The following is a 14,793-nucleotide window of genomic DNA, read 5'->3' on the forward strand; positions in this document are numbered from 1 at the left end:
ATTTACGTTGCTATGCTTATTCTTGGTTCGGCCGTTGCTTGGGCGCAGGTGTCGGAGGCTGACACACGAACTCGGCTGCCGCAACGGTGGGCGTTAATCATCGCTAATGACGATTACACGAACATTGAACCCAAAATGCCTAGCGCAATCGCCGATGGGAAGGGCATGGCTGAAAAGCTGGGGGGCATAAATTTTAAAGTTACAACCGTATCTAACCTCAAGAATTTTTCTGCGTTCGACAAAGCTCTAAAGGAGTTCGCCCGTAAAGTCTCTGAGGACGACTTAGTCGTTGTGTATTTTAGCGGGCACGGTTTCATCTATAACGGCAGCAATTACATGGTTGGCACGTCAATGCCACAACCAATGAGCAAGGGTGACATACTTAAGTTTGCGCTCCCTAGCGAGACTATAACAGACTACTTCGACGTGGCGAGCCCAGGTGCCGTTGTTTTGCTAGTAGACGCATGTCGATCCTTAGGCGCCGTTAAGACCGCGCCCGGTACCCAGATTGTTGAAAAGGGGTCACCCAATCAGATCTCAGGAAAGGGCCAGTTTTTTATGGGCTTGGCCACGAGGGACGGCGCGACAGCTGCGGGTTTTGGAGACGCTTCACATATGAGCATTTATACAAACGCGATAGTAGCTCACCTAGCCAAAGAAGACACTGAATTCAAAGACGTCTACCAAGACATAAGCGTCAAGGTACTGTTAGATTCGACTAAAATAGGTGAGCCACAACAACCTGGCGTCTTTGGGTATTGGAACACTATGATTTATATCAACCCGACGCAGCGCACGTTCGATCGCGATAAGGAGCTTTGGCTCTCGGTGTTAAATGAAAAGAAGCCAGATACAGTCGAGGCATTTATAGCGCGGAACGCTTTAAGCCCTTATGTGCGGGCAGCAAAAGCTTGGCTCGAAAGAAATGGTGACTCGACAACGGCCCAGAGCTATTCGCGCGTGTCGCCAAGTGACGTAGAGCAAGCTTATGGGGCAGCAGAGGGTGAAGCAGCTGAAGTTGCTCGCCCTCGCGGGCCGTTTGCGTTTGACCGACTACAAAACACGCAAGGAGATTTGGCCATGGTCGTCCCAACGGATGGCAACGTGATCGATGATTCTCAACTTAGAAGGCTAAGAAGGTACTCGACTATAGGCCAGGAACGCATCGTGTTGAACGGGGTGATAGCCAGATCGAGCCCAGAGTTATCAGGCGACGTTGTTGGAAGACTCGCGGCACGCGACCGAGTGGTGCTCAAAGAGGTAGTTGAACATGGTTCCGAGACTTGGGCAAGGATAGAGCTTCCAAACATTGTCACCGGCGAAGCTTACGTTAAATTCGAAGAGAAATCCGAAGCAAAAGTTAGTCTCGGTCACCCGATAGGGACGTTTATCTTGCCGTCCCAGCCTGGAAATTCGTCAATGGTTTCCTCTGAGGCGCTCAACAGCGCTTTGGCCGAAGTAAAAAAAAGAGGAAAGACAATAACGTGGGCCTCTTTGTCCACCGGGCGTTCATTGATTAGCCAAGTTTCATCGGACAGATTGCTCCAGCTTGCCCACGCGAAATACCTGTTGAACAAGCAGAATGTTAGTAACACGGCAATTACATCCGTCGCCGGGAGTCCAGATATGCAAGGAGACGGTGTGAGGGTGAAGTTATTCGGATACTGATTGGAGGTCCATATGAGACTACTGTTTTTTGTCGGATGGGCGCTGCTGGTAAGCAGTCAAATCGCGCTAGCGCAAGCAGTTAAACCGCTTGACGAACGCATTCTCAGTGACAAACAGTTTCTGTCTAAGCCCTTTGAATTCAGGAATGCGGTCGCTTCATTCGTACTGAAGAAGAGCCCCAAGATTGTTGGGGGGATGGCGGCCGCTTCGGGACAATTTCCTTGGGCTGTATCTCTTGGTGTGGCTTGGATAGACGATCGGTTCAAGGCGCATTTTTGCGGAGGATCGATCATTTCCGATCGTTGGATTCTTACGGCAGCGCATTGCGTCAAAGGCCTGACGAACAGTGATATCATAGTGACCAGCGGATCGACCCTTCTGGATTCAACCGCGAGGTCGTCGGAAGTTGCCGATATTGTTATGTATAAGCCATATAAGCGCCCTGAAGAGGGTAACGATATCGCCCTCGTTAGGCTAGTGCTGCCACTTATCTTTGACTCGAATACCAATAGCGTTAGACTTCCGGATGAGACAGATGACAGGGACGGGGCCGCACTAACTGAAGATAATTCCGATTTTTACCTCGCTGTCACAGGCTGGGGCAGCACCGGCAAGGCTAAAACTGTAAGGCAGTTGCAATACGTTGGCGTTCCGTTTGTGGACCCGGAGGACTGCCACTATCAGACGCTGAACGTCAATAGGATGATGTGTGCGGGATTCAAGCTTGGAAAGAAAGATTCGTGCTCTGGCGACAGTGGTAGCGGGTTAGTTTACAGTCCAAAAGGCAAACCGCCGGCTGAGTTGGGCATTGTGAGCTTCGGTCGAGAGTGCGCATTACCAGGAAAGCCTGGAGTGTATACTAGGGTACTCCGTTACGTGCCGTGGATCGAGAAAAATATTAAAGCTCAGCCCTGATGCCTGCGCCAGTCTATCGCATCCCCGGTCGCTACCGCCCCAACGTGAGCGTTGGCAAAGCCAATGATGAGGCATGAGGCCTCCCCGGTAGAGGCAAAGAACGTGCTTGCGCGTCTTCTTCTGAGCCTTGATCGACTTCCGTAGGTGTTGCACTTGAAATCGCCCTTCGAACGTTTGAATCTATGTTTAGGGGGGAGCAATTCGACGCAAACGTTCTTACCAGATCGGCAGCAATGCAATAGCTCGCTATTGAATTTGGATCGGCTTGAATTCTTGCAACAACTTGAATGGTCCGGGAATCTGCGAGATAAGCGTTCATCAAGCTTCGAGTCTGCGGATAAATCTCCTGCGCGAAAGACGCGAATGCATACTCATTCCCATATCCGATAATTATTTGCCTAACGAATTCGGACGTAGCGGCAACAACCGCAAGCGGCTTCGTGGCGTTCGACATTGTCGCGGCAAGAATCAGGGCCGTTTGTGCGTTTGCGCTTGCTATCGCACTCGCAGCGAATCGCGAATCGCGATTAGCGTTGATGAGCGAAAGCATATAGTTGTCGCACTGCAACCGAGCCGCGCCGATGCCCGCTACATAAAAGTCATACGCAGAATAGGATTTTGTACCGGAAGGAACACGGCAGGCTTCATCCATGTATGTTCGGACAGTCACGGGGGTCAGATTTGGCCCATTTCTGATCGTATTAGTATCGCAGCCTGAAAGTAGCATTAAAAAAGTCATCAAAACTGGTGCTCGCATGAAATACTCCCATGAATTGACGGTGGCAATATATACAACTTCGATATTACGCTGTGAGTCAAATGAAAAATGATCGTAATCTGTTACCGCGATCAGGTTGTTTCAAGGAAACGGGGAAAGGTGATTAGTTGCTACGCTGTGGGCCTACGCAGTTCCGCAGGAACGTTTTAAGCTGCCGCGCAACTGAGAAAATGCTTCCGCTCGCGATGACCGTTTCTTCAGATTTCCCGCAAATCAGCCATTAGTTTGGAGTGTAGGATCCAGCGCAAGCTGGAAACGAAAAACGACGATGCCGGTGTGGGGAGTCTAGCGATCCAGCATATGATCGTTGGCCTGAGCTACCAGCGTGCTTCGTGGATACTAACCAGAGGCCCACACCACTTCCCACAAATCGCATCTATGGGAGGGGAGGGTGCGTTGGTCTCTTTCGATGATCGCGTAGCAAAATAATTTCAGTATTTTTCGCGGCAAGTCCTGCCGTGTAACTCTACATCCGTGGGAGTCTTTCCCCGCAAGGTCCTGCGTTTTTGCTCCCAGTTGTGCAGGTGCACCTTCCTTTGGTCTATGGTCGTGGATGCCTGAGTGTAGGTTGGGACGTCGAATAACTTCGATAGTACCGCGAGAGAATGGCACTTTTTATTCTGCATCAGTAAATGTATAGAGAAACTGAGCGGGATTTTGTTCGGCGTTGTGCCAGAATAATTGAAGATGGCCTGCGTCATAGTCCGAGACTACCTTGTCGAACGGTTGCCGCATGGTGGAGTGGATCTTGGATATATCTCGGTCTTTGGTTAAACTGCAGAATTACAATACGGTGTTTTCTATGCGGTTGATGATTGTGTCGGCAACGCGCTGGTCGAGCTCTTCAAGCTCCTGGCGAATGATACCTAATTCAATTTCATTCTGTGCGATGGCCCTAACTTCGTCCCACTTCGATTGGGATGCAGGTGACGGCACAAAAGAAGGGGCGCCGAAGCGCCCCAATATTTTGCAAGATAAATTGCCGGCGCCCGAGCACAGCTACCGTTAGCCCCCCAGCCCTTCAAACAGCGCCGTCGAAAGATAACGCTCCGCAAAAGACGGAATGATGATGACGATATTCTTGCCGGCATTCTCCGGACGGCTTCCCACCTTGATCGCCGCCGCCAGCGCCGCGCCCGAGGAGATCCCGACCGGCACGCCTTCCAGCCTGGCGACCAGGCGCGCCTGTTCGAAGGCCTCGTCATTGGTCACGGTGACGACCTCGTCGTAAATGCCGGTGTCGAGGATTTTGGGGGCGAAGCCGGCGCCGATGCCCTGGATCTTGTGCGGGCCGGGATTGCCGCCGGAGAGAATCGGCGAATCGGCGGGCTCGACGGCGATGATCTGGATCTCGGGCTTATGGCTCTTCAGCACCTGGCCGACGCCGGTGATCGTGCCGCCGGTGCCGATGCCGGAGACGAGGATATCGACCGTGCCGTCGGTGTCGTTCCAGATTTCCTCGGCCGTCGTCTTGCGGTGGATTTCGGGATTGGCCGGGTTTTCAAACTGTTGCGGAATGATGGCGTCGGGCAGCGACGCCGCCAGCTCCTCGGCCTTGGCGATCGCGCCCTTCATGCCCTTCGGTCCCTCGGTCAGCACCAGCTCGGCGCCGAGCAGCGCCAGCATCTTGCGGCGCTCGACCGACATGGTTTCCGGCATGGTGAGGATCAGCCGGTAACCCTTGGCAGCGGCGGCAAAGGCGAGCGCGATGCCGGTGTTGCCGGAGGTCGGCTCGATCAGCACCGTCTTGCCGGGGGCGATCTTGCCCTGCGCTTCCAGGCTTTCGATCATCGCCACGCCGATGCGGTCCTTGACGGAGGCGATCGGGTTGAAGAATTCGAGCTTGCCGATCAGGTTGGCCACCACGCCCTTTTCCCGCGCCAGCTTGTCGAAGCGCACGAGCGGCGTGTTGCCGATGGTCTCGGTGATCGAGGAATAGATGCGGCCGCGGCCGGGCTTGTGCGACATGAGTGCCTCCCTTTGAAATCTTGCTTCTGAAATCGAGGAGGAGAATAGGGTCAAAGGCCTGAAGAGGCTAGACCGCGTTGATGCCGGGAGAGCCGACCGCGGAGAAAAAAAGCTTTGAAAACCGTTGTCTGCCGGATGTTTATTTCAGGCCGCCCGCGTGGCGATGAAGGCTGCCGTGCCGGCCAGGATGCCGGCCGCCACCCGGTTCAGCGCCTGCAGGGCGCGCGGCTTTTTCAGCATCGTCCGGGCCCGCGAGGCCAGCAGCATGTAGGGCACCAGCACGACGATCAGCACCACGAAGGTCACCGCGAGCAGCATCGCGTAGTCGCGCAAGCTGATATGGCCGATATCGATCAGCGTCGGCGCCAGCGCGACATAGAACAGCATGGTCTTCGGATTGCCGAGCGTCACCAGCAGGCCGGAGAGGAAGGAGAGGCCGATATTGCTGGATTTCTTCGCCGCGATATCCTGCGGCAGCAGCCCCGCCGTCCAGAGTTTCCAGGCGATATAGCCGAGATAGAGGGCGCCGGCGATCTTGATGGCGATGAACACCTCGGTGAAGGTCTGCGCCACGAAGGCGAGGCCGAGAATGACGGCGGTGAGATAGGTCATGTCGCCGAGCACCAGGCCGAGGCCCATGAAGAAGGTCTCGCGGAAATTCGAGCCGAGCGCGCGGGCGACGATCGCGGTGATCCCCGGCCCGGGAATGGCGGCGGCGATGAACAGCGCTCCGGCATAGGCGATCAGGGCGGTAAGGCTCATCTTTGATATCCATGAGAGTGGGTGACCTCTCTATAGGCGCGTGTTGCAGCCTCATCAATGCTTCGGCGCTGATCGGTCCATCACCATCAGGAATAGGTCTGCGGCACCATGATCCACTTGGAAAGCGATCCGGCCTTGCTAGTTCTCTCTCTGCACGCGCGCCATCCGCACCCTTTGCGCCTCTCGAAAAGGCGCGCGGCGCTCTCGAGATTTCATCGCCAAGGAGAGAATTGATGCCCCCGACCTCAGCCGAAACCCGCAGGCTCCAGCCGCTCAAGACGCCTTCCACCCTGCCGACCAATGCCGTCACCGATATTTCGGCGGCGCTGACCGCGCTGCTCGCCGATGTCTTCGCGCTTTATGTGAAAACCAAGAACTTCCACTGGCACATGTCCGGCCCGCATTTCCGCGACTACCACCTGCTGCTCGATGAACAGGCGGAGCAGATCTTCGCCATGACCGACGACATTGCCGAGCGCGCCCGCAAGATCGGCGGCGTGACGCTGCGCTCCATCGGCCAGATCGCCCGCCAGCAGCGCATCGCCGACAATGACGCCGATTTCGTCACGGCCGAGGACATGCTGTCGGAACTGCGCGAAGATAACGGTCAACTCGTTTCGCTGCTGCGCGAGGTGCACGATCTCTGCGACGAGCACAATGATGTCGCGACCGCCAGCCTGATCGAGAACTGGATCGACGAAGGAGAGCGCCGCACCTGGTTCCTGTTCGAAACGACGCGCCGCCAGAGGTAAGGCCGGCAAACCGGCGTGCCGGCCATCGATGCCGGTAGGCCCGGTCTCAGCTCTGGAGCGCTCTCGGCCGCAGCCATCTCGGGCTCCAGCCGAGGTTCATGCCGGCGGCGGCAAGGAGGATGATTGCGGCGCCTGCGACCTGCAGCGGTTGCAGTGCGTGGCCGAAGGCCAGCCGGTCGACGAGGATCGCCGCGATCGGATAGAGGTAGGACAGGGCGCCTGTGAGATGCGTCGGCAGCCTCTGGATGGCGCCATAGAGCAGCACATACATCAGCCCGGTATGGACGACGCCGACGGTAATAAGGATCGCCCATGTCCCGAGATCCGTGGGCGGATGCGAAAAATCGGTCATCGGCGCCAGCATCAGCATGCCGGTCGCGACCTGGATCAGCGCGATCAGATGCGGCGGCGTGCCTTTCAGCCACTTTGCGGCAAGCGCTGCCAGCGCATAGAAAAAGGCCGCACCCAGCGCCATCAGGATGCCGAGGCCGTAGCCGTCTGATGTACCGCCGCTCCCGCCCGGTTTCGCCTGGACGATCGCCATCATGCCGGCAAAGGCGAGCACCAGCCAGAACAGCTTGGTGGCGGTGATCTTCTCGCCGAGAAACAGCGCGCCGAGCACCAGCAGCATGAAGGGCTGGGTGTTGTAGACGGTCGTGGCGATCGAGATCGTCGCATGCGAATAGGAGGCAAACAGCAGCAGCCAGTTCAAGACGATGGCGATGCCGCCGAAGACGGCGATGCCGAAGGTGCGCAGCGTGAGAATGCCGGGCCGCAGCAGCCCAAGGGCGCCGCAGATGACGAGCAGGGTGAGCGCCCCGAACAGGCAGCGCCAGAAAACCACGCCGCTGACCGGCTGGCCCGACATGACGACGAACCAGCCGATTGTCCCCGAGATCAGCATCGCTGCCGTCATCTCCGCCGTGCCTCTTTTGATGTCGCCGCCCATGATCGCCTCCGTTTTCGATGGCGTCATAATATTGCGGCGGCGACCGATTTTATATAAGAATAGGAAGGAAGATTATCAAAGTTGCCTAATCATGTGAGGAATGACGGACGCCATGGCTAACGATGTGCAGTCGCTCGACGAAACCGATCAGGCCATCCTGGCGGTGCTGGCCGGCAATGCCCGTATCTCGCTGAAGGAGCTGGCGCAGCAGGTGGGGCTTTCCTCGCCGAGTGCGGCCGAGCGCCTGCGCCGGCTGGAGGAGCGCGGCGTCATCAAGGCCTTCACCATCGATCTCGATCCTGCCGCCGTCGGCTATCCCCTGCAGGCGATCGTCCGTGTGCGGCCTTTGCCGGGGCAGTTGCATTTCGTCGAGCGGCTCATCCAGGAGATTCCCGAAATCGTCGAATGCGACAAGGTGACCGGCGAGGATTGTTTTATCGCCCGCCTGGTCATCCGATCGATGGCGGAGCTCGACGGCCTGCTCGACAGGGTCGCCGAACGGGCGGAAACCAACACCGCGATGATCAAAGCCTCGCCCGTCAAACGCCGCCTGCCGCCGCTGTCTCGGAAAAAGTAAACTCGGCGAACGAGTGCATGTCGCCCGGAAGTGTGCAGCGATTCCCAACGACATGCATCAAAACAAAGAGCTTTAGAAATCCGCCATCGGCGACAGCATCGCCGGAAAATGCGGGGCCTCATCGCCGAGCCCGCGCAGCATCAGCACGGTGCCGCTTTCCACCGGCTGCGGAGTTCCCGCCCAGCCGAGCTTGTCGGGACGGAAAAGCACCTCGACGGCGGCGGCGGCGATGTCGAGCCCGCCGAGGATCGCGGCAAGCGACGGGATCTCCGCCGCCACGACATCGAGAAGGCGGAAGCGGCCGGCCTCATCCATCTTCCAGGCGATCGCAGCCTGCCGGTCTTCCAGGAAGCTGACGCGAACATCGGGATCGAGCTGCGTGTTGATGAGAAACATTGCCGCATTTGCGGTCACCGAAAGCGACGTCGAAACCGGGCTTCGCGCTTTCAGCAGCGATTGCAGCAAGGCAAGATCGTCAGCATCGGTCGGCGCAAGTAGCCGGGCGGGTCCTGAAAATATCGAGGGGTCTGGTGCCGCTCCCTCAAATCGATGCTGCGGTATGACCCGAAAACCGTAGGGCTCGTAGAGCGACGGTTTATCGGTATAGAGAATGACGGCTTCAAAACCCTGCCGCTCGCACCAGTCGAGCGCCTTCACCGTCAGATCGCGGTAGAGCCCGCGCCCGCGCCATGGCGGCCGCACCGCGCCCGATTGCAGCCCGGCGGCATGGACGATCCGGCCGTTGAGGACGAAAGGCAGCGCAAAAGCCGAGAGATTGGCCGCAAGTCCCCCCTCGGCATCGAACCAGCCGAACGGCATGCTGCTGGGGTCGGGGCCGCCGAGCTGCTGCAGCGGGCCGATATCGATGCCGAAAATATCCTGGAGCAGGCGGACCAAGGCCGCCCAGCCGACCGGGTCGCCGAAATAATCCTGCCGAAAGGTGAGGCCGGCGCTGTCGAGGCGTTTGGCCATCACACCCCGGTGGAACCGAAGCCGCCGGCGCCGCGCGTCGTCTCGCTGGCGGTGGCGCTCTCGGCCACCCGCGCCTGGGTCACCGGCGCGATCACCATCTGGGCGATACGCATGCCGCGCTCGACGATGAAGGCTTCCTCGCCGAGATTGGCGAGCAGCACCTTCACCTCGCCGCGATAATCGCTGTCGACGGTACCGGGCGAATTCAGGCAGGTGATGCCGTGTTTGAAGGCAAGGCCGGAACGCGGCCGCACCTGGCCCTCGAAACCCTCGGGGATTTCGAAGATGAAGCCGGTCGGCACCAGCGCCCGTTTGCCGGGCAGCAGCGTCAGCGGCGTGTCGCCATCGACGGCGGCGCGCAGGTCCATGCCGGCCGCCCCCTTGCTTTCATAGGCGGGCAGGTCGAGGCCTTCGCCGTTGGTCAGGCGGATGAGGTTCAGCGCCGGGCGCGTGTCGTGATGAATGGTCATGCCCCATTACTTTGCGCGCGAAAGGGTAAGGTCAATTGCAAAGCCGGGCTTTAATCGTTAGATACGCGGCAATTCCACAGGATTCACAGTATGGCCGAAAGTCTCGCCGAGGCGGTTTCCCGCCGCCGCACATTCGCTATTATCGCCCACCCGGATGCGGGCAAGACGACGCTCACCGAAAAGCTTCTGCTGTTCGGCGGCGCCATTCAGCTTGCCGGCGAAGTCAAGGCGAAGAAGGATCGCATGCAGACGCGCTCCGACTGGATGAAGATCGAGCGCGAGCGCGGCATCTCCGTCGTCACCTCGGTGATGACCTTCGAATATAACGACAATGTCTTCAACATCCTCGACACGCCGGGCCACGAGGACTTTGCCGACGACACCTACCGCACGCTGACGGCCGTCGACGCCGCCGTCATGGTCATCGATGCCGCCAAGGGTATCGAGCCGCGCACGCTGAAGCTTTTCGAAGTCTGCCGCATGCGCGATATTCCGATCATCACCTTCATCAACAAGATGGACCGCGAAAGCCGCGATCCCTTCGAGATCCTCGATGAGGTGGAAGAGAAGCTGGCGCTGGATACGGCGCCGATCACCTGGCCGATCGGCCGCTCGAAGACCTTCTGCGGCTCCTACAATATTGCCGCCAACACGGTGCGCGGCTCCGATACCGAAATCGAGGGAACGCCGGTCAACGGTCCGCAGAGTGTTGCCGACCGGCTGCCGGAAAACGAGCGCCGGGCTTTCGTCGAGGAGACGGAGCTGGCGATCGAAGCCTGCCGCCCCTTCGACCGCGACTCCTTCCTGGAAGGCCATATGACGCCGGTCTTCTTCGGCTCGGCGCTGCGCAATTTCGGCGTTCGCGACCTGATCAACGCGCTTGGCGAATTTGCGCCGCCGCCGCGCGACCAGGTAGCCGATACCAGGACCGTGCACGCGACCGACGACAAGATGACGGCCTTCGTCTTCAAGATCCAGGCCAACATGGATCCCAACCACCGCGACCGCATCGCCTTTGCCCGCATCTGCTCCGGCAAGCTCGAGCGCGGCATGAAGGCAAGGCTTGCCCGCACCGGCAAGCAGCTCGGCCTGACGGCGCCGCAATTCTTCTTCGCCTCGCAGCGCCAGCTCGCCGACACCGCCTATGCCGGCGACGTCGTCGGCATTCCCAATCACGGGACGCTGCGCATCGGCGATACGCTGACCGAAGGCGAAGCCCTCGTCTTCCAGGGCGTGCCGAACTTCTCGCCTGAGATCCTGCGCCGCGTGCGCCTGGAAGACGCGATGAAGGCGAAGAAGCTCAAGGAAGCCCTGCAGCAGATGGCCGAAGAAGGCGTCGTCCAGCTGTTTTCGCCGGAGGACGGGTCGCCGGCGATCGTCGGCGTCGTCGGCGCCCTGCAGCTCGACGTCCTGAAGGAGCGGCTGATGGCCGAATACGGCCTGCCGGTCTCCTTCGAAATGTCGCGCTTCTCCGTCTGCCGCTGGATCTCGGCCGATCAGCCGGCCGATCTGGAAAAATTCCTCACCGTCAAACGCGGCGATATCGCCCGCGATCTCGACGGCGATCCGGTCTTCCTCGCCCAGGACGGGTTCTCGCTGCGTTACGAGTCCGAACGCCATCCGGCGATCAAGATGGTCGCCATCAAGGAATATCACGCCGCCAAGGCGGCGTGATACCCAAGGCAATTCTCGCGGTTCTAGCCGGCCAGCCGTTCCGCCAGAAAATCGACGACGGCGCGCACCGCCGGCAGTTGGCCACGCCGGTGCGGCATCAGGATCGTCGTCTCGATGCTGCCGGCCGTCCAGTCCGGCAGCAGCCGCACCAGCCGCTTGGTCGCCAGCGCTTGCCGGCAGACCGATGTCGGCAGGCAGGTGATGCCGAGCCCGGCCGCCGCCGCTTCCATCAGCACATAGGGTTCGTCCGCCGCCATGACGGACTGCAGTGTGACCAGCGCCTCTTCGCCGCTATCGCTATAGAGCCGCCATTGATTGTCCGTCAGGCTGGTCATGATCGTGGCATGTTGCGTGAGGTCCTCCGGCCGGCCCGGTTGCCCATGGGCGCGGATATAATCCGGCGAAGCGAGAATGAAGAAAGGATGGCTGGCAAGCTTGCGCTGCACCAGTGCTGAATCCGGCAGCGGCATCCGGTGACTGCGCAGCGCGATGTCGAAGCCTTCCTGGACGATATCGACGAAACGGTCGGTCACATGAACGGAAAGCCGGAGCTTCGGATAGCGCGCCGCCAGCGCCGGCAGATGCTCCGTCAGGGTGAACTGCGCCGTCGGCACCGAGGCGGTCAGGCGAACGCTGCCGGCTGGTTCGGCCAGATGCCGCCGCACGATGCCCTCGGCCATCTCCGCCTCGATGATCGAGGCCTGCGCATGCTGAAAGAATTCCCGGCCGAGCTCGGTCAGCGCGAAGCTGCGTGACGTGCGCTGGATCAGCCGAACGCCAAGCCGGCCTTCCAGCTCCGCAACCCGCTTGCTGACCGTCGATTTCGGCATGCCGAGATGTCTCGCCGCCGCCGTAAAGCTGCCGCTGTCGACCGCCTGCACGAAGAGATGCAGGTCGTTGAGGTTGAAGAGCGCCATCGCCATCTTCCATGGTTGTGGACATTGAGATGCATTTATAGCCTCTACCGTGAGATCGTCCACATCTGCACATTGATCGCGTCCAAACGCGTTCAATTCTGGAAGGAACGATTGATGTCACCCATATTGTTTTACGGCGTCCCCGAAGGCTGCTCCTTCGGCTCGATCGTCGCGCTGGAATGGTCCGGCCTGCCTTACCGGCTCTGCCGCGTCGAGATGCCGGAGATGGTCTCCAGCGACGACTACCTCAGGATCAACCCAGTCGGCGAAACGCCGTCGCTGTTGCTCGAAGATGGCAGGGTCATCAGCGAAAGCATGGCGATCCTCCAGCATATCGGCGCCCGGGCGATCGGCAGCGGTCGCGGTTTTGCGCAGGGGTCGGAGGATTTCGATCGTCTGAACCAGATGCTCGCCTTTCTCAACACCAGTTTCTTCAAGGCCTTCGGCCCGCTCTGGTATGCGTTCGAACACCCGCTGGAGCCGCAGCAGAAGCAGGCGCTGGCAGCCTATGGCATCGCCGCAGTGGAAAAGGCGCATCACACGCTGGAACGGCTGCTCGATGGCCGCGATTGGCTTGTCGGCAACGGTCCGAGCCTGGCCGATGCCTATTTCGTCGGGATTGCCCGCTGGAACGATTTTCACAAGGTCGTCGACCGGCGGCAGTTTCCCGGCCTGCATCGCCTCTATGAGCGCATGCAGCAGCAACCGGCCGTGCAATTTGCCCATGCGATCGAGCACCGGCAGGAAGTCAAAAGCAGTGGCGGTTTCCTCGGCGAGGTCGATCTGACCGAAGCCCTCGGCCTGTTGAAGCAGGCCGCCTGAACCCGGCGGCCATCGCGGCTTCGGATGTGATGGCCATTGCCGTCAGCCGGCGGCGACGATCTCGATCTCGACGAGCCAGTCGTCGCACAGCGTTTCCACGACGATGGCGGTCGTCGGCACGGCGCGGCCGCCAAGGGCGCGAAGCCGGGCATTCTGGTTCGCCTCCACAAAGGCGCGATCGCGCAGGTAACTCGTCAGCCGCACGATGTTGTCCACCGTCATTCCGGCGGCTGCGAGGATGCTGCGCAGATTGGCCCAGACAAGTTCCAACTGGCCGTCCAGATCGGCCGCCGCCATTCCCTCACTATCCAGACCCATCGTGCCGCTGACGAAGAGCAGCCGGGAGGGATGCCTTACCTCCAGCGCGTGAATGTAATCGGGGCTCGTGGGATAGATCCCGCCTGTCGGATTATGCTCGATCATCTCCATGGGGCTTTTCCTCCATCGAATATTCTGTTGAACAAATGGCAATATCGGCGATTATTCTTCGGCACAAAGAGGAGTTTGCCGAATGAAGAAAAATACAGACGATCTTCGGCAGCGGCGTGTACAGCAGCCGGCCATGGATGCTTTTGACCGAAAAATATTAGCCGCGCTCGCCGCCGACAGCGGCCAGAGCTATGCGAGACTCGGCCAAGTGGTCGGGCTTTCGGCGCCGGCCGTGCATGAGCGTGTGCGCCGTCTCAGCCAATCCGGCGCCATCAAGGGCGTGCATGCCGCGCTGGATGGAGCCGCCCTCGGCAAGCCGCTGCTGGCCTTCGTGCATGTCGAGGCGGCCGGCTGGGGCAAGAGCGAGCGGCTGATGCAGCTCCTGCACTTTCCCGAAGTCGAAGAGATGCATTCGGTTGCCGGTGATGCCAGCGTCCTCTTCAAGGTCCGCACCGCCAGCCCGCAGGCATTGGAGGCTTTTCTCGCGCAGGTTCACGCCGTTCCCGGCGTCACCGGCACCCGCAGCTATATCGCCCTCTCCACCTATCTCGAGCGTCCGGTCCAGGCCGGCGTCACCGACAACTGGCCGGATATACCGCTGCCGGAATAGTCTGCGACCTAAACGTCCTTGCCGCGGTCCTCGCCGTCGAACCGTGGCAGCGGTTCGATATTCTCCACCCAGGGCAAGGCCGAGCGGCACCATATCTGCTTCCTGGGCGTGAGTTCCCGCCGCTGGTCGATGCCGCCAAGGCGGATGCCGATCGCGCCGCCGTCGCCATCGGTGCGATAAAGCGGCGATCCGCAGTTCGGGCAGAAGAATTGCCGGCTGAGGCCGCCGCTATCGCCGTATTTGCTGTAGCCGCGCGGTTCGCCCGAAATCAGCGTGAAACTTCCCGGCCGCGCCGGCGCGGTGACGCGATAGGCCGACCCCGTCAGCCGCTGGCAATCGGTGCAATGGCAGATCGTGACCCGCTCCGGATCGATCTCGGCTTGATAGCGGATCGCGCCGCAATGGCATCCTCCGGTGATATGCATCGGCAAGTCCCCAAAGCATGTCGCGCAAAAGTGTGAAGCGGTTTTGCGAGGAAGACATGCGAAAAACAAAAAGCTAAAGCGTGGGCCAAGCGAATCTGAAAGATC

The 14,793-nt window shown here is 59.6% G+C and carries 16 protein-coding genes; 7 read left to right on the forward strand and 9 right to left on the reverse strand.

Going from position 1 to position 14,793, the window contains the following annotated elements; genetic code table 11:
• The first annotated feature begins 12 nt into the window (after positions 1-12).
• Both BBJ66_RS01635 and BBJ66_RS01640 read left to right on the forward strand, forming a co-directional pair.
• Entirely contained in the window at positions 13-1,668 is a 1,656-nt protein-coding gene (locus tag BBJ66_RS01635) for a caspase family protein (protein ID WP_274534064.1), read from the forward strand.
• 12 nt (positions 1,669-1,680) lie between these two features.
• Positions 1,681-2,583, forward strand: a complete 903-nt coding sequence (locus BBJ66_RS01640) for a serine protease (protein ID WP_128146122.1) — start codon at positions 1,681-1,683, stop codon at positions 2,581-2,583.
• Positions 2,584-2,614: 31 nt separating this feature from the next.
• Here BBJ66_RS01640 and BBJ66_RS34500 read toward each other — a convergent pair whose 3' ends face one another.
• The 3 genes from BBJ66_RS34500 to BBJ66_RS01655 form a co-directional block, all read right to left on the reverse strand.
• A complete protein-coding gene (locus BBJ66_RS34500; RefSeq protein WP_128146121.1) occupies positions 2,615-3,340 on the reverse strand; it encodes a hypothetical protein in 726 nt (241 codons plus the stop codon).
• A 1,026-nt stretch (positions 3,341-4,366) separates the two neighbouring features.
• On the reverse strand, positions 4,367-5,329 hold the full coding sequence (gene cysK, locus BBJ66_RS01650; protein ID WP_071084512.1) for a cysteine synthase A: 963 nt from the start codon (positions 5,327-5,329) through the stop codon (positions 4,367-4,369).
• Positions 5,330-5,473: 144 nt separating this feature from the next.
• On the reverse strand, positions 5,474-6,091 hold the full coding sequence (locus tag BBJ66_RS01655) for a LysE family translocator (RefSeq protein WP_049730749.1): 618 nt from the start codon (positions 6,089-6,091) through the stop codon (positions 5,474-5,476).
• Positions 6,092-6,324: 233 nt separating this feature from the next.
• On the opposite strand from BBJ66_RS01655, the gene BBJ66_RS01660 reads away from it, so the two are divergent.
• Positions 6,325-6,843: a Dps family protein gene (locus BBJ66_RS01660; protein WP_071084514.1), complete on the forward strand. Its 519-nt coding sequence runs from the start codon at positions 6,325-6,327 to the stop codon at positions 6,841-6,843.
• A gap of 46 nt (positions 6,844-6,889) precedes the next feature.
• On the opposite strand, the gene BBJ66_RS01665 is transcribed toward BBJ66_RS01660, so the two are convergent.
• Positions 6,890-7,792 (reverse strand): DMT family transporter, encoded by a 903-nt coding sequence (locus BBJ66_RS01665; RefSeq protein WP_071084516.1) that lies wholly within the window; start codon positions 7,790-7,792, stop codon positions 6,890-6,892.
• Between the two features lie 112 nt (positions 7,793-7,904).
• Between BBJ66_RS01665 and BBJ66_RS01670 the strand changes: the two genes are divergently transcribed.
• Complete coding sequence (locus BBJ66_RS01670) at positions 7,905-8,369, forward strand: Lrp/AsnC family transcriptional regulator (RefSeq protein ID WP_071084969.1); 465 nt, start codon at positions 7,905-7,907, stop codon at positions 8,367-8,369.
• Between the two features lie 72 nt (positions 8,370-8,441).
• On the opposite strand, the gene BBJ66_RS01675 is transcribed toward BBJ66_RS01670, so the two are convergent.
• Both BBJ66_RS01675 and dut read right to left on the reverse strand, forming a co-directional pair.
• A complete protein-coding gene (locus BBJ66_RS01675; RefSeq protein WP_071084518.1) occupies positions 8,442-9,341 on the reverse strand; it encodes a GNAT family N-acetyltransferase in 900 nt (299 codons plus the stop codon).
• Complete coding sequence (gene dut, locus BBJ66_RS01680; RefSeq protein ID WP_049730745.1) at positions 9,341-9,811, reverse strand: dUTP diphosphatase; 471 nt, start codon at positions 9,809-9,811, stop codon at positions 9,341-9,343. The genes BBJ66_RS01675 and dut overlap by 1 nt, the downstream gene beginning before the upstream one ends.
• Positions 9,812-9,901: 90 nt before the next feature.
• Here dut and BBJ66_RS01685 point away from each other — a divergent pair, with 90 nt between their 5' ends.
• Positions 9,902-11,485: a peptide chain release factor 3 gene (locus BBJ66_RS01685; protein WP_071084520.1), complete on the forward strand. Its 1,584-nt coding sequence runs from the start codon at positions 9,902-9,904 to the stop codon at positions 11,483-11,485.
• A gap of 23 nt (positions 11,486-11,508) precedes the next feature.
• Here the strand turns inward: BBJ66_RS01685 and BBJ66_RS01690 are convergent, their stop codons facing one another.
• The gene (locus BBJ66_RS01690) at positions 11,509-12,402 is read right to left on the reverse strand and encodes a LysR substrate-binding domain-containing protein (protein ID WP_071084522.1); all 894 of its coding nucleotides are present in this window, start codon (positions 12,400-12,402) and stop codon (positions 11,509-11,511) included.
• A gap of 114 nt (positions 12,403-12,516) precedes the next feature.
• Between BBJ66_RS01690 and BBJ66_RS01695 the strand changes: the two genes are divergently transcribed.
• Positions 12,517-13,224 carry a glutathione S-transferase family protein gene (locus tag BBJ66_RS01695; RefSeq protein WP_071084524.1) on the forward strand — a complete coding sequence of 236 codons (708 nt, stop codon included), beginning with the start codon at positions 12,517-12,519 and terminating at the stop codon, positions 13,222-13,224.
• Between the two features lie 42 nt (positions 13,225-13,266).
• On the opposite strand, the gene BBJ66_RS01700 is transcribed toward BBJ66_RS01695, so the two are convergent.
• Positions 13,267-13,653, reverse strand: coding sequence for a RidA family protein (locus tag BBJ66_RS01700; protein ID WP_049730741.1), 387 nt, complete (start codon positions 13,651-13,653; stop codon positions 13,267-13,269).
• An 82-nt stretch (positions 13,654-13,735) separates the two neighbouring features.
• Between BBJ66_RS01700 and BBJ66_RS01705 the strand changes: the two genes are divergently transcribed.
• Entirely contained in the window at positions 13,736-14,263 is a 528-nt protein-coding gene (locus BBJ66_RS01705; RefSeq protein ID WP_071084527.1) for an Lrp/AsnC family transcriptional regulator, read from the forward strand.
• Positions 14,264-14,271: 8 nt separating this feature from the next.
• Here the strand turns inward: BBJ66_RS01705 and BBJ66_RS01710 are convergent, their stop codons facing one another.
• Positions 14,272-14,688: a GFA family protein gene (locus BBJ66_RS01710; protein ID WP_049730739.1), complete on the reverse strand. Its 417-nt coding sequence runs from the start codon at positions 14,686-14,688 to the stop codon at positions 14,272-14,274.
• Positions 14,689-14,793: the final 105 nt, after the last annotated feature.

This window comes from Rhizobium sp. RSm-3, from assembly GCF_001854685.1.
Classification (GTDB): domain Bacteria; phylum Pseudomonadota; class Alphaproteobacteria; order Rhizobiales; family Rhizobiaceae; genus Rhizobium; species Rhizobium ecuadorense.

Coding starts and splice junctions, on each gene's coding strand:
- BBJ66_RS01635 (WP_274534064.1), top strand. CDS start 13: ATGCTTATTCTTGGTTCGGCCGTTGCTTGGGCGCAGGTGTCGGAGGCT.
- BBJ66_RS01640 (WP_128146122.1), top strand. CDS start 1,681: ATGAGACTACTGTTTTTTGTCGGATGGGCGCTGCTGGTAAGCAGTCAA.
- BBJ66_RS34500 (WP_128146121.1), bottom strand. CDS start 3,340: ATGCGAGCACCAGTTTTGATGACTTTTTTAATGCTACTTTCAGGCTGC.
- cysK (WP_071084512.1), bottom strand. CDS start 5,329: ATGTCGCACAAGCCCGGCCGCGGCCGCATCTATTCCTCGATCACCGAG.
- BBJ66_RS01655 (WP_049730749.1), bottom strand. CDS start 6,091: ATGAGCCTTACCGCCCTGATCGCCTATGCCGGAGCGCTGTTCATCGCC.
- BBJ66_RS01660 (WP_071084514.1), top strand. CDS start 6,325: ATGCCCCCGACCTCAGCCGAAACCCGCAGGCTCCAGCCGCTCAAGACG.
- BBJ66_RS01665 (WP_071084516.1), bottom strand. CDS start 7,792: ATGGGCGGCGACATCAAAAGAGGCACGGCGGAGATGACGGCAGCGATG.
- BBJ66_RS01670 (WP_071084969.1), top strand. CDS start 7,905: ATGGCTAACGATGTGCAGTCGCTCGACGAAACCGATCAGGCCATCCTG.
- BBJ66_RS01675 (WP_071084518.1), bottom strand. CDS start 9,341: ATGGCCAAACGCCTCGACAGCGCCGGCCTCACCTTTCGGCAGGATTAT.
- dut (WP_049730745.1), bottom strand. CDS start 9,811: ATGACCATTCATCACGACACGCGCCCGGCGCTGAACCTCATCCGCCTG.
- BBJ66_RS01685 (WP_071084520.1), top strand. CDS start 9,902: ATGGCCGAAAGTCTCGCCGAGGCGGTTTCCCGCCGCCGCACATTCGCT.
- BBJ66_RS01690 (WP_071084522.1), bottom strand. CDS start 12,402: ATGGCGCTCTTCAACCTCAACGACCTGCATCTCTTCGTGCAGGCGGTC.
- BBJ66_RS01695 (WP_071084524.1), top strand. CDS start 12,517: ATGTCACCCATATTGTTTTACGGCGTCCCCGAAGGCTGCTCCTTCGGC.
- BBJ66_RS01700 (WP_049730741.1), bottom strand. CDS start 13,653: ATGGAGATGATCGAGCATAATCCGACAGGCGGGATCTATCCCACGAGC.
- BBJ66_RS01705 (WP_071084527.1), top strand. CDS start 13,736: ATGAAGAAAAATACAGACGATCTTCGGCAGCGGCGTGTACAGCAGCCG.
- BBJ66_RS01710 (WP_049730739.1), bottom strand. CDS start 14,688: ATGCATATCACCGGAGGATGCCATTGCGGCGCGATCCGCTATCAAGCC.